The sequence below is a fragment of the Pseudomonas fluorescens group sp. PF-1 genome (assembly GCF_054481335.1).
Genome location: NZ_JBTMNG010000001.1, coordinates 2,060,720 through 2,075,296, shown reverse-complemented (window position 1 = coordinate 2,075,296; position 14,577 = coordinate 2,060,720). Strand labels below are relative to the sequence as shown.

The 14,577-nt window shown below is 52.0% G+C and carries 10 protein-coding genes; 1 reads left to right on the top strand and 9 read right to left on the bottom strand.

Annotated elements, in window-relative coordinates; all coding sequences use genetic code 11:
• Nucleotides 1-23: 23 nt before the first annotated feature.
• Both ACX3YD_RS09915 and ACX3YD_RS09910 read right to left on the bottom strand, forming a co-directional pair.
• A complete protein-coding gene (locus ACX3YD_RS09915; RefSeq protein ID WP_458959824.1) occupies nucleotides 24-1,010 on the bottom strand; it encodes a PDR/VanB family oxidoreductase in 987 nt (328 codons plus the stop codon).
• A gap of 108 nt (nucleotides 1,011-1,118) precedes the next feature.
• Nucleotides 1,119-2,309: an aromatic ring-hydroxylating oxygenase subunit alpha gene (locus tag ACX3YD_RS09910; protein WP_458959823.1), complete on the bottom strand. Its 1,191-nt coding sequence runs from the start codon at nucleotides 2,307-2,309 to the stop codon at nucleotides 1,119-1,121.
• A 492-nt stretch (nucleotides 2,310-2,801) separates the two neighbouring features.
• Here ACX3YD_RS09910 and gloA point away from each other — a divergent pair, with 492 nt between their 5' ends.
• Nucleotides 2,802-3,224: a lactoylglutathione lyase gene (gloA, locus tag ACX3YD_RS09905; protein WP_458959822.1), complete on the top strand. Its 423-nt coding sequence runs from the start codon at nucleotides 2,802-2,804 to the stop codon at nucleotides 3,222-3,224.
• A 191-nt stretch (nucleotides 3,225-3,415) separates the two neighbouring features.
• On the opposite strand, the gene ACX3YD_RS09900 is transcribed toward gloA, so the two are convergent.
• The 7 genes from ACX3YD_RS09900 to ACX3YD_RS09870 all read right to left on the bottom strand — a co-directional run bounded on the left by ACX3YD_RS09900 (nucleotide 3,416) and on the right by ACX3YD_RS09870 (nucleotide 14,459).
• Entirely contained in the window at nucleotides 3,416-4,294 is an 879-nt protein-coding gene (locus tag ACX3YD_RS09900) for a LysR substrate-binding domain-containing protein (protein WP_458959821.1), read from the bottom strand.
• A gap of 625 nt (nucleotides 4,295-4,919) precedes the next feature.
• Complete coding sequence (locus ACX3YD_RS09895) at nucleotides 4,920-6,311, bottom strand: MFS transporter (RefSeq protein ID WP_458959820.1); 1,392 nt, start codon at nucleotides 6,309-6,311, stop codon at nucleotides 4,920-4,922.
• A gap of 1,517 nt (nucleotides 6,312-7,828) precedes the next feature.
• Nucleotides 7,829-8,914 carry a PAS domain S-box protein gene (locus ACX3YD_RS09890; protein WP_458959819.1) on the bottom strand — a complete coding sequence of 362 codons (1,086 nt, stop codon included), beginning with the start codon at nucleotides 8,912-8,914 and terminating at the stop codon, nucleotides 7,829-7,831.
• 132 nt (nucleotides 8,915-9,046) lie between these two features.
• Nucleotides 9,047-10,018 (bottom strand): PDR/VanB family oxidoreductase, encoded by a 972-nt coding sequence (locus tag ACX3YD_RS09885; RefSeq protein WP_458959818.1) that lies wholly within the window; start codon nucleotides 10,016-10,018, stop codon nucleotides 9,047-9,049.
• A 66-nt stretch (nucleotides 10,019-10,084) separates the two neighbouring features.
• Complete coding sequence (locus ACX3YD_RS09880; RefSeq protein WP_458959817.1) at nucleotides 10,085-11,533, bottom strand: NAD-dependent succinate-semialdehyde dehydrogenase; 1,449 nt, start codon at nucleotides 11,531-11,533, stop codon at nucleotides 10,085-10,087.
• Between the two features lie 54 nt (nucleotides 11,534-11,587).
• Entirely contained in the window at nucleotides 11,588-12,706 is a 1,119-nt protein-coding gene (locus ACX3YD_RS09875) for an aromatic ring-hydroxylating oxygenase subunit alpha (RefSeq protein ID WP_458959816.1), read from the bottom strand.
• Nucleotides 12,707-12,848: 142 nt separating this feature from the next.
• A complete protein-coding gene (locus ACX3YD_RS09870; RefSeq protein WP_458959815.1) occupies nucleotides 12,849-14,459 on the bottom strand; it encodes a BCCT family transporter in 1,611 nt (536 codons plus the stop codon).
• Between the last annotated feature and the right edge of the window lie 118 nt (nucleotides 14,460-14,577).

The window sequence follows — 14,577 nt, the reverse complement described above, 5'->3', positions numbered from 1 at the left end:
CATTACCTAAGTTATTATTGAAATCACAAATCCAAAACCAGTTCACTGGACAGGGCGCGAGAGACGCAGACCATTATATGATCATTATCCGCCCTTTCATCTTCAGAGAGTATTGAGTCTCTATGATCTGGAATTCCGGAAAGCACAGCCGTCTCACACGTTCCACAAACGCCGTCACAACAGGAACTTTTAACTTTAAACCCGTGTTCCCGCAACTTAGCCAGGATTGATATATTGGCCGGAATACGAATTCGTTGACCGGTACTATTGATGACGACATCAAACGCTTTTCCAGTGACATCCACCGGGCCACTGGCGGCGAAACGTTCAATAGTCAACGTCCAGGTCGACTGTTTATCGTGCAGAGCGTCTAAAGCATCAAGTAAAGGTTTCGGGCCACAGGAATACACTGAAGTATATTCATCACAGGTCGCCATTAATGCCGGCAGATCGATAAGACCATCTTCTTTATCACAGTTGAGGTAAATCCGAGACTGGTCGTAGAGTTTTAATTGATCGAGGAAAGACATGCGGGTGCGATCGCGTGCCAGATACACCAACCGCCACTCCATACCCTCTGCATCGGCTTGACGAATCATCGGCAAAATTGGCGTAATACCGATACCTCCGGCAATAAACAAACATTTTTCACGTGGTTCGAACGCGAAGTGATTGCGGGGTACAGATACTTTTAGAGTGTCACCCTCGCGGAGATGTTCGTGAATGAATTGCGAACCTCCGCGTCCATTTTCCTCACGCAATACAGCGATCTGCCAACGACTACTGTCGTGATAGTCTCCACATAAGGAATACTGCCGCAGCATTATTTTTTCGTTGGCAAAATCATCCTCATTGTCAGCGGCAGCGTTCAACGTCAAATCAATATGACTACCCGGCCGCCATTGCGGCAGTGCCTCACCCGCGACAGAGACCAATGTCAGACCAACAATATCGTGTGTCAGTTTTACCTTCGCAGCGACTTTGAGCATCAGTTCATTGCTTTTGGCCATGAGATCACCCGTGTATAACGCTCTGATTTGTAACCAGACAAATAGTAAAATCTAGGTAGAGCTGACTCAGTGAAAAATAATCGACCCAACCCATCAGTTAGATTTATTTTATGAAGCAGCTGCTTGGTGTTCTGCGCGATACTTCTCGATCAACCAGTTCTGCAACCGCTTAATAACCTGCTCCTCTGGTGTCAAGCGGCCACGCGCTGCAAACTGAGAGTTGTAACCCTCTTGACAGCCCTTCCATGCAAACAAATCCTCTTGCATTACAGGCCACAAATCATCATGTTCCTGTTGAAAGTGCTTATGAAAATCATCCATTTTCAACGTCGATTCCGGATACATCCATGACACACCGTAATAAGATTTATTCACCCCCTTGGGCAACCAGAGGAAATACTTAACTTTGTCAGGCATCGCGACAATTAGCAGATTCGGTGCAATCGTCACGTAAGTCAATTGACTACGCTCTTCATCAGTCAAACCTTCCAGTGCAGGAAAGAGAATCGTACCGGTATGGGTCGGAGCAGCGTCTTTATGAGGGCTGATAAGATTATAAGAAACCAGACCTTTACCGACATTATTAAACTTGACACTTTCATCGACAGAACCCGCTGGCAGAGGATACATCTCACCCCAAGAACTGCTGTGCAGAACAGAGCAGTGATAACATTCGTCGTTAAAGATTTTCCAGTTCCAGTCAAACTCTTCCATTTGCAACGGTTCACACGCCCGCAGATCAGCCATCTTATAGTTACTCAGCTGTTCTCCCAGGTGGGCGAGGCGATCACTCAACGGCGGTAAATCTTTATCAAGGGTGATAAAGATGAAGCCTTCCCAGAGCTCTGTACGAATCTTAGGCAGGCAGACATCTTTAACATTGAACTGTTCATCATCATTATCGCTCAAGCCCGGTGCAGAAATAAGCTCACCGCCGGTGCTGTAAACCCATGCATGTAACGGGCAACGGAGCCGTCGAGCATTTCCCCGCCCCTCGACAATACGCATACCACGATGTTGGCAAACATTAGACACCACATTTACTGAACCGCTACGATCGCGGATTACAATCAGCGGATCATTACTCATATTGATCGTGTAATAATCGCCTGCATTTGGAATATCATTAGCCCTACCGACGCAAAACCATTCATGCCCCCAAACCGCATTCAGCTCAAATTGATAAAATTCTTCTGATGAATAGCACTGAGGCGGGAGAGAATAAACGACCCCACCTGTATCATAACTGGCGTCGAACTCAGAAATCGCAATCGGGCTTTTTGTTAGTTTTTTAGTCATCTGGCTGGATCCTCTCATACGGCTAAATGTATAAAATTCGCACTGTCTTTATTGTTTTTTCACAGCAATCAAATTAACTATGATTTCGAGCTAAATACTCTCAAAAAAAAATCCGGACCGTAACAAAGCAAATTTCAGGTATCGATGAGAAAAACTAAACATTCAATCAGATGGAAATTCGATAAAATACGAATCGAGGTGAATTGACTTGGGGATTGGATCAAATCGGGGCCTGGGTGGGTTTCCTCGAGCGGCATCATCCGCAAAGTGAGGAGGGACGTCCGGGTGTCGGCGATGATTCTGGATTCATCCGATCAGAGCAGGTTTGGTTATAGCGTCGATGATGGAGGGGTATTTATTTGGAACAATTCAGTTGTATCGAACCAGAATATTTCGCGCTGATAGTTGAATAAAAGGCAAACCCATCAACCAAGTGCTCTTCAGTGGTTCTACCCTGATTTAAAAATACACTCTATATAAATGAGATTAACAATGAAGCGGCCAATAAAGTTTCGCTTAGATCACACCATGATCAGGGTTGCAGATCTTGAGCAATCGTTAGATTTCTATGTGCGCATCCTGGGCATGAGCCTGCTGAGAAGGAATGATTACCCGGACGGGAGATTCACTAATGTATTCGTTGGTTTTGGTCCGGAAAACGAAACCACAACGCTGGAACTGACTTATAACTGGGATACCGCCGTCCCTTATGAAAAAGGTTCTGGATACGGTCATTTGGCATTTAATGTTGAAAATGTCACTATTGCAATGGAATATCTTGAACATCAAGGCGTCACCATTAAAAGTCCGGCTAAAGCGATGAATCACGGAACCCGGATGCTTGGCTTTGTCTTGGACCCGGACGGATACATTATTGAGCTAAACGAACCTATCATTAAAACCGATTCGTGCTAAAAATACGCACTGAACTCTAAATAAAGCGCTCAGCCCATTCAACAGCCTGAAATTTATATATAAAACCTAAAGCTGCAGAGCAGGAAGCGCTGTCGCCATGAGTCTATTCACCCCCATCTACTTGTGCGCACTACTAATCTACCTGACAATTAGCACGAAACTGTGAACATAGTCAAAAACGACTATTAACCTTAACCACCAGCCTGTAGCAGGATCCAGTTCACGAATATCTCCATTTGCTTTGTTAACTGTAACTTCTTCGGATACACAAGATAATACCCATATGTATCCAGACACATATCAAATAACTGCACCAACTCACCCTGCTCCAGCTCTCGCTTAAGCAATGCAGGACAACCCAACATCACCCCTTGGCCATTCAGAGTCGATTGCACTCTAACGTTAGTATCATCAATGCTAAGATTACTATGAAACTTAGCATGAGAAGCACCCGACATTCTCAGCCAATCACCCCATGCTGTTCTATCTTCATCGTGAATCAATGTGAAGCACTCTAAATCCGTCGGTGCTTCTGGCCGGCCTTTCTCCTGCAGTAAACTAGCGCTGCAAATCGCTGTCAAATTACCGGGCAATATGCGCTGTGACACCATATCCGGCCAATTGCCCTTGCCCCAGACAATCGCCAAGTCGATATTGTCGATCATAAAATTCGGCATTTTTATGCTATGAATCAGATCAATCTCAATTTGCGGATGGATGCTCCAAAATGCATTTAGTCGTGGAGCCAACCACGCACTGGAAAAAAACGGTCTAAGCGCAATACGTAGCGACTCTGTCCCGCGGTTTTGTAATGCATTTTGAATGGCCCGGGCAATGTGATCAAATGGACCTTCAAGCGCCGCGTGCAGATGAGCCCCCTCATCGGTCAGTGTCAATGTACGGTTCTGACGCACAAACAATTTAATACAGAGATAATCTTCCAGGATTCGAATTTGATGACTTACCGCCGATGGCGATACCAATAAATCATCCGCCGCTCTAGTAAAATTAAGGTAATGACCTGCCACAACAAATGTTTTCAATGCGTTTAACAAAGGAAGATGGAACATCAATTATTACCCCTATTGAAGCCATAAAATAAGTACAACGCCTTAGCCGGTAAGCAGAAGATTGGCCACCAGCACAATTCAGGTTCTGAAGTTCAGGTATTCAATCGTAGACAATTTATTATAGTATAGCCGGCTCAATCTGGGCTCAACGTTACCAGATTGAGGCTGGATTGGCCTGGGAATGGCTCAAATCTTCATCAACAACGGCGGGGTGTATCCAGGGGCGGGTTCATTGAGGGAGGCAGAGAATTGCTGAACGTAGACTCTACTGTACTTCTTCTCGAGGTGTTTTTCTCGAGTCCACCCGCGACTCCAGGTGAGTATGCCCGGACTGGCTCAGTCCGCGTGATAGCGGCCGCTCCCGAGTGATCCAGTTAGCAGTCTAAAGTTGTTCCAGGCTAAAAATTACCCGCTTGACCATTATCTCACTAGACACGATCAACTTTTTCCCGCGTTCTCAAACTGTGCAATAGGACGTTAGCTTGACACGTCGGGGGTGGGCAGAAAATGCCCCAATGGGCTTAACCTTTCCGCAAACAATAATGCCTCGAACTCGTCAAGGCATTATTTATATAACATAATTGCGTATTAACTAAGCTCTAAGTCCTTTGTTGTGCGATACTTTTTAACTTCCGCTGGTTTCACTTAATGAGCGACCTTTGGTTTCCGGCGCCAACCAAAAGGATACAATAAATCCTATTGCTGTCATACCTGCGATAATCAACATAGTTGGACCATCGCCGTAATGTTCCAAGGACAAGGGTAGCAAAAATGTACCTAACGCTGCTCCTATACGACTCACCGCAGTGACCACACCCATAGCAGTTGCGCGTATATCAGTTGGGAACAGCTCGTTTGGGTAAGACCATTCGAGGATATTCGGCCCTCCTGACGCTACTGCATATAAACAGAACCAGAAAATTATGACGCCCACCGGAGCTTGAGGCGCGATACCCAGCGCCAGGAAAGGCACTACCATCAAAGCAAACGACCACAATAACAACGGACGGCGGCCAACGGTTTCGCTCATGCGCAACGCCGGCAAACAGCCCAGCAGAAACAATAGACTTATCAGGGCATATCCAATATTGCTCAAGTTTCCGTCATTTAACCCAAAGGATTTCAAAATTGTTGGCCCGAAGGTATAGATTGCAAATACCGGAGTAACGGCGCACAGGTAAAACATGCCGCAGAAGAACGTGCGTTTGAGATATACACCGCGCAACAAGGCAGAGTAGCCCACGCGTTTAGGGCGATCGGATTCTACTTCCAGGATGGTCGACAAATCAGCTTTCGGACCAAATATTCGTTTCACTACGGCATCAGCTTCTTTCAGACGACCTTTAGAAATGAGCCATCTCGGAGATTCCGGCGTACCAATACGCATCAGCAATATGATCAGACCCGGTACAGCAGAGGTAGCCAGCATCCAGCGCCAGGAACCTTCACCGAGAAACTCGACCATGGCAAAACCGATGAATGTGGCTACGGTTGCCCCCAGGAACCATGCAACCACCAACGAACCCAGCATGGCAGCACGGCGCTTTGTCGGAAGCCATTCAGCCAGCAGCGAAGTGGCAATCGGATAATCAGCTCCAATCGCAACGCCAATGACGAAGCGCAAAAGTATGATTTGCCAGGCGCTTTCTACAAAAGCACAAAGCACCGAACCGATCACTAATGCTATCAGGTCAATGGTGTACATCAACTGCCGACCAACGACATCAGTTAAACGCCCAAACACCAAGCCGCCGAAGAAGATCCCGATCAATGCAGCTGCGCCGGCGAAGCTCAAATCCGTCCCGCTGAGACCTAGCGCCGGTGTCATACCGATCAACGCTACGCCAATAATACTCAGCAACCAACCATCCAAGAATGGACCACCAGCTGACTGCAGCACCAAACGCCAGTGGAATGGCAACATAGGACTACTATCGATGATCGAAACACCCTGAGTTAAGGGCTCTGCTTGATTATCAAGCTTCCCCTCCAGCGCCGTTATATTTGTCGTTAGCATAATTGAATACCCCTGAAAGTTGTTTTTATTGTCAGCAGCACTAAGATTGCAAAAAAGTACGGTCTTACACCTGGTACAATTTAAGGGAAACCTGAAACCCTCCGACTGCTCTATAAACTCTATGCATTTTAGCTCACAGAAAGATTAAGAAAATGACAACCCACTCCCTGAGCGGCATATTATGGAACATTTAAAATATTATTTTTCATGAAGCCTTAATAAAACTCGGCCAGTAGCTATTAGTTGAGAAACTCAATAACCTAGAAGCCTTTGCCACATCAACACTCTGCATAGGTTGGTTAACCACACATCTGCCTGCCACCACCTGTACTTGCTACGGTTTGACGTTCAGAGTCATCAACTTCCACAAGGACCTCCTACCAATTATTATTAAAATCTTGAAATTGAGATTATGTGAACGGACTAAGAGTCACAATAGATTAAAATTTCAGCCATTATGAGAAATATTCAATGATAACACCCCATTGCTTGGGCCGTGAGATCAGTCAATTGTCGGGGCATTCCATACTTTTGCAGATACTTGAGCTGGGCGCAGGTGATCCATGCGAATGCAGCAGTGCGGAGCACTATCCGAGTCATCCATTTGGCCACCCACCGGCAACAGCCCCTTCGCTGTTTCAACTATTCAACGCAACCACTCGCTAAAGCGCACCGCGAAATCTCCATGGCGCCAGGCGAGAAAGAACACTGCAAAGAAGATGCGGACTCTCTGCACTCTTCGCGCAGACAAGCAGGTGCAAGCCATTCATGTCCCTGAGGACGTAATTTTTTTCGATTTTTTTTGCATTGCGAACGCCCGTATCTGGCAAATGCATGCGGACATCTCCTCGTCTCGATCGATTGAGGAGAGATTTACGGGTTCTAGTGATGCATCATCTTGGAGAACTGGAACACCTCAAGACCGCATTTCGATGTACGTTTCAACGTACGAATAATATGTGGCTGGGGGGTGGCTTTCAGTAGAACCCGATGGAACGGAAAAATGACCCGAAAGTGCTGATTTCAATGACTTACAAACCTCATTGGACGTCTGCAGATCATAATTTTGGACGGGAAACGAGACAGAAATCCGCGCTCTTTCTCTTTGAAAGCATTAATATTTTTCTTTGATCAACGCTTTCGATGTACGGGGTGATGTACGCATTTTTCAAGATTACAAAGTGATAATTTTTAAAAATCGCTTCGGCACCTGATTACACAGATCAACGAGTTGTTCATCCGACTGGCGCCTGCCAAGACTTGAGCGCTTCGCCTTTCGAGACAGTGGAAGCAAATAACGCATAGTCCAACTGGATCGATTGGACTTATTTTCGACAGGCAGCAATCGGCCCAGAGTGTGTAAACACATCAGATTGGGTTTCTATATCGACGCTAGGAGACCTTGCTCATGATTCGCAGACTGATCAAGGCCACGACGTTTCCAGGAGCGGTTAACCGCGCGCAGCACTCAGAGTGTTATAAAAAAGCTCTCGATATCAATGAGTGCCGGCAATGTTTCAAGGGCGCTGTGGCAAACGTGCTTCCAATTCCAAAATGCGTGTCTGCAGGCGCTCACGTTCGACGTATTCGGCGCTGATATCTTCGAAGACGCTAATCAGGTGGTCGGGCAAGCCGTCTTGGCGGCGGCGCTGCAGCGAGGTACGCGCACGGACCCAGAGGTGACTGCCATCACGGCGGCGCACTCGCTTTTCAACCACGTAGCGCTCAATGTGGCCGGACAGAAGCTGTCGCAGCAATTCGAGGTTCTTCGGCAGATCGTCGGGATGGGTAATATCCTGGAACGTCATGCCGTACAACTCATCAGCACTGTATCCCAGCAATTCGCAGAGGCTACCATTGACTCGCTGCCAACCACCATCTAGGCCGATGTAAGCCAGGGCGCCCCAGGCCAGCTCGAAGATTGCCCGGAAGCGCTCTTCACTATTGCGTAGTTCCTCCTCGATCATCATGCGCAGGGTGTTGTCCATGCTAATACCGACAATCTTAACCGTTCGCCCGACTGCATCTTTGACCGCTGTCGCCCGCGAGGAAATCCAGCGCAGTTCGCCATCGGGCTGGAAAATTCGAAAGTCAAATTCACAGCCGCTGCCTTCGTTGATGGCACGCTCGTACATGGCTTGCATCGCGGCGACATCTTCCGCCGGCAGATGGCGCCAGAATTCCTCGTTGGAATTGACTGGCCAGCCATACACCGCTTCGACATTGGGTGAATAAGTCAGTTCATCGCTGATCAGGTTCCACTCCCAAGTGACAATGCGTGCGCCTTCCTGAGCCAGCTTCATACGCTCTTCGCTTTCCATGATCTGCGAAGTGTAGCGGCGGCGCAGGTCGGTCATCGGCAATTCCACGGTCTCGGCAGCTTGTACATCGCGCAGGGCTTCTTCGCCGTAACGCAGCCAGATCCAGTTGACCTTGAGGAAATCCGCTAGCTTGCGAAGGTTGTCGTAATCGATCTCGCCCCCACGGGTCCACTTGTGTACCGAAGTGCGCGAGATGCCCAGTGCTGTGCCCACGACTTGCAGCGTCAGCTTATTGAGTTCGAGCAATTCCTTCAGGCGGAAGGCGAAGCTGTTTTCCGTCATGTGCGGTCCTGTGCGGGGTGCCGGGGACAGCAGTATACACAGGTGTCAACTCATTTGACGGCGGGCTGTGGGCTGCTTTTGGCCCTCTACTTGACGCAGAGCAGAGGGCAATCGCAACCGACAGTAGACTGATCAGAGATCAATCACCAGACGCTCGCCGCGTGCCCGCGAGACGCATAGCATCATGGTCTGCTGGGAGGCCTTTTCATCGTCGGACAGGTACTGGTCGAAATGATCCACTTCGCCTTCGAGGATGGCGGTCTCGCACGTACCGCAGACACCTTCGCGGCACAGGCAGTCAACCTGGGCAGCCTTGACGTTTTCGATGGCCTGAATGATGGTCATGCCCTCTTCCACCCGCAGTTCGCGACCGGACCGGCCCAATACCAGGGTGAAGGCTCCTCCGCTAGCAGGCGCAGCGGCGAACTGTTCGAAGTGCACACGCGTGTCGGTAATATCGGCTTTTTTCGCGCCTTCGATGACCGCATCGATCAGCGGCTTCGGGCCGCACACATAGACGTGGGCGTCATCGGTCAGCCCGGCAAACAGAGCGGCAAGATCCAGGCGACGCTCAAGGCTGTCAATGTAAAAACTGACGTTTTGCCCGTGCGCGCCCTCGGCCAGTTCACCTTGAAAGGCACCATGCTCCGGGCTGCGGAACGCGTAGTGCAACTCGTAAGGCACGGCACCACCTTGCAACTCATGCAGCTGGGACAGAAACGGTGTGATACCGATGCCACCGGCGATCAATACGTGGCGACCGGCCTGTGGATCGAGCGCAAACAGATTGTTCGGGGTGGAAATGGTCAGCACAGAGCCGACCTCCACCTGTTGGTGCATGTATGCAGAACCACCCTTGGACTGCTCTTCAAGACGCACGCCGATCTGATAGTGGGACAAGTCACGGGGATCGCTCATCAGCGAGTAAGCGTTGCTGAAAAGTTGCCCGTCGGCGCCTTGCATCCGTACGATCAAATGGCTGCCGCCAGTGAAAGCCGGCATCAGCTGGCCATCCTCGCGCGCTAGGGTGAAACGCTTGATCTGCGAAGTTACTTGTTCCACGGCGGTCACCTGCACGCTGAACATTTCATATGTGTTGGCCATGATTCACCTCAACTGCAACAGGGGGCGGCAGCGGCCGCACGCGCCCCCGGTAAAAGCTCACCCGGCTCAGACCGCCAGGCAGAGATACTTGATTTCCAGATAGTCCTCGATGCCGTATTTGGAGCCTTCGCGTCCCAGGCCGGACTGCTTGATGCCACCAAACGGCGCGACCTCGTTGGAGATGAGCCCGGTATTGACGCCCACCATCCCGTACTCCAGACGCTCGGCGACCTTGAACACGCGGGCAATGTCTCGACTGTAGAAATACGCCGCCAATCCGTAGAGCGTGTCATTAGCCAGCGCGATCACTTCGTCGTCCGAGGAGAACCGCACCAGCGCAGCGACCGGGCCGAAGATTTCGTCCTGCAACAAATCCATACCCAGGCGGATACCACCGAGCACGGTCGGCTCGAAGAAGTTGCCACCCAGCGCATGAGGCTTGCCGCCCAGCAGCAGTTCGGCGCCTTTGTCGGTGGCGTCATCGATCAGGCTCTGCACCTTGGCCACAGCCTTGTCGGTAATCAGCGGGCCGATTTGCGTGCCTTCTGCCGAGCCATGACCGACGCCGAGTTCGCGAACACGCTCGACAAAGCGAGCGGTAAAACGCTCGTAAACGGCGTCATGCACGTAGAAGCGGTTGACGCAGACGCAGGTTTGTCCGGCATTGCGGTACTTGGCGACCAGTGCGCCTTCGACCGCCGCGTCGATGTCGGCGTCTTCGAAGACAATGAACGGCGCGTTGCCACCCAATTCCAGGGAAACCTTCTTGATGGTCTCGGCACATTGGCCCATCAGCAAACGGCCTACCGGCGTAGACCCGGTGAAGCTGAGCTTGCGTACCAGCGGGTGGCCAGTGAGTTGTGCGCCAATTGCCGGAGCATCGCCGGTGACCACGTTGATGACTCCTGCAGGCACGCCGGCACGTTCGGCCAGTTCAACCAGGGCCAACGCCGAGAATGGGGTCTCGTTTGCGGGTTTGATCACCAGTGTGCAACCGGCGGCCAGTGCAGGCGCGGCTTTGCGGGTGATCATCGCGGCCGGGAAATTCCAAGGTGTAATGGCCGCGCAAACGCCAATGCCCTGCTTGATCACCAGCAGGCGTTTGTCCGCCGCTGGGCTGGGAATCACGTCACCGTAGATGCGCTTGCCTTCCTCGGCGAACCACTCGATGAACGACGCGGCGTAACGGATCTCCCCGAGGGCTTCGTGTAGCGGCTTGCCCTGTTCGAACGTCATCAATTGCGCCAGATCCTGTTCGTGTTCCAGCAGCAACTCGAACCAGCGACGCAGGATCTGTGCGCGCTCCTTGGCGGTTTTTGCCCGCCAGCCTTCCAGCGCGGCATTAGCGGCTTCGATGGCACGCACGGCTTCGGGGCCGCCCATCAACGGCACGCGGCCCAGATGTTCGCCATTGGCCGGGTCGTGGACGTCCACGCTGCGGCCGTTGTCGGCGTCACACCAGCGCCCGTTTATATAGGCCTGCTGGCGGAACAGGTTGCAATCATTGAGTTTCACGCAAGGTACTCCGCAAACGGCCACCGACCCTAGGGGCCAGCGGCGCGTGCATTATCAGTCGAGGTGGGATACGGCGATCAGGTTGTGGAAGTGCGCGATACCGTGCTCGCTGATACCACTGCGCTCCTTGTCCACCATGATCCGTCCCTGGCCTCTATAGCCGCGGGACTTCAGGCCTTTCTGCACGCTTTCCACCAGGCGCAGGTCTTCCGGACGGAACACTTCGCGGTACCAGTCGATCAACTTCTGCTGTTCCTCGGTGATGTCTTTGTTGAGGAAATAGATGTCGTAATGCTGCAGAGTGGTCTCGGCATCGACCGGAAACTCGTAGATCACGGTCATGAAGTTGGCGCCCGGCGGCACGTTGAACATGGTGCACGGCCAGGCCCAGAAACCGGCGAAGGAAGGATCGCTGACCGACTCGTCGACCTTGAACGATTGCTCGGACGACTTGGCGATGCCGTACTGCAGCGACCAGTTGCCGTGCATGGTGTGGACGTACTGACCGACGTCCACCGAGTCGGCAAAACTCGGGTGCGCTGGACCGCAGTGGTAGCACTCCATGTAGTTGTCGACGATGGACTTCCAGTTTGCTGGCGTATCACTGACGAAGCGCGCCGCCAGTTGCAGGTTGTCGATCACGCCACAGGCAGAGCGCATACGGGCTTCAAGACCCGGCAGTTGGTCTTCGACGCTACCGGCGTCAAGGTCCATGTTGACGAAGATGAAGCCGGCATATTCCTCGACGCGCAATTGCACCAGGCTGAAGTCACCTTTATCGAAGGCTTCAACCTGATCGCAGTTGCGCACGTGGGTCAGTTCGCCGTCCAGCTTGAAGGTCCAGGCGTGATACGGGCAGGCAATCACGTTCTTGGCCTTACCGCTGCCTTCGAGCAATTGGTGGCCACGATGCGGACACACGTTGTAGAAGGCGCGCAGAACACTGTCGCGGCCACGAATTACGATGATGCTTTCACCGATCACTTCACGGGTGATGTAGGCATTGTTTTCCGCCACTTCGCTGCGGTGCCCTAGGCAGATCCAGCTCTTGGCGAAGATCTTTTCCTTCTCGTGCTCGAATACAGCCGCACTGGTATAGAAGTTGGCAGGAATGGTGAAAGCGTGCGCAGCATCGCTGCAGAAATCAGCGGGCAAACGTTCGAAATCAGTCATGGGTGTCTCCAGGCAATCGAGGACCCGCGCTCCGCGCAGGTCTTTTAGTTATTAGTTAACTGAAAACCGATAGTTAACAAGACAGGCAAAAAAAAGCCTGCCGTCGCGCCGCCCTCGGGTAGGCGGCGCGACCTCAGGATCATCAGGCCACTGCAACAGGGTCGGCGACGTGCTTTACCGTTTGCTCGGCAACCCGCGGCTGCGCGGCCATGGCGGCGGCTTCCTCTTCGATGCGGTGGGCCGGCACGTGGCCGTAGTCCTGCAACATCCACTTGAAGAAGCCGTAGACCTTGACCAGCAGAATCACGGTGAACGGGATGGCGGTCAGCACCACAGCGGTCTTCATGGTCGACAGCGACGCCTTGGCGAACAGCATGGCCAGCGGCACCAGGGTCAACGTGATGCACCAGAACAGGCGATGGGTCGGCGAAGGGTCATCGCCTTCCTTCAGGTTGCGGGTACTGGTCGCCGCCACGGCATAGGCAGCAGCGTCCATGTGCGAGGCGCAGAACACCGCCATGATGAACAGGTACACGGCGAGGAATACCTTGCCCACCGGCAGCGACATGATCAGCGCTTGCACCGCGCTTTCACCGCCTTGTTCGGTGAGGATTTTCGGCACGTCGATGGCGCCGGTGATGAACTGGTGCATGCTGAAGCTTTCCAGCGCGCCAAAGAAGAACCAGCAACCGACGCTGCCGCCCATCAACAGGGCGAAGACCACTTCCTTAATCTGCCGACCGCGGGAAACCCGGGTCACGAACATGGCCACGCCTGGCGCGTAGGACACCCACCAGAGCCAATAGAAAACCGTCCAGTTACGGGTGAATTCACCATCACCGGCCGGGTCAGTGAACAGGCTCATGTGCACGTAGTTTTGGATCATCAAGCCGATGCCATTGGCGGTGTTGTTGATGGCGAACTGGGTTGGACCGACCAGCAGCACCACGGCTGCGAACAGCAGCGCACCATAGCAGACGATCTTGCTCAGCTTCTGCAGGCCACCGTCAATGCCGATGTAGGAGCTGAGGGAAAACAGCACTGCAATCAGACCGATCACTGTCACTTGCAGCGTAAAGGTATCCGGTATTCCGACCAGACCGGACAGGCCACGGGTCAAGGTCGAAGCCGTCAGCGCCAGGGAAACAGTCAGTGCGCCCATCATGGTCAGCAGGAAAACCAGATCGACGATGCGTCCTACCGGGCCTGTGGCCTTGAAGCCGGTGATAGCCTCAATGATGGAGGCCAGGTTGAGGCCGCTCTTTTTGCGCACATGAAAGTGATAAGCCATCGCCAGGGACGCCAAGGCGTAGATTGACCACGCGCTGATACCCCAGTGGAAGAACGAGTAGCTGACACTGTACTCCAGCGCTTCACGCGATTGCGGGGCGATATTCAGGCCCGGCGTCTGATAGTAGTAGGCCCACTCCATCACACCCCAGTAGAGGGTGGAAGAACCCATGCCGGCGCAGATGAACATGAACACCCACGTAGCGGTGGGGTACTCAGGCTTGCCAGAACCGAGGCGAATGTTGCCGTACTTGCTGAAAGCGATGTAGAGCACGGCCAGCGAACTACCAAAGATCAGCATTTGCACGGCGGTGCCAAAGGTACGGGTAGAAAATTCGAACAACTGGTTTGCAGCTTTTTCCGCCTCGGAGGGGAATGCCGCGAGTCCGACTACCGTGAGCAGTACCGCTATCAAGCTCATGGTGATCAGAAACACATCGACCTTTTTATTATTGTGGGACATCAGGCGTCTCCTGGGACGTTTTTTTATTGAACATCGCATCCGGCGCAGGCACGCGCACAGGAAGAAAGGGTAGCGTTGTGGCAGTTGACGTTCGCGCTTCCTGTAAACCACCAGTTAA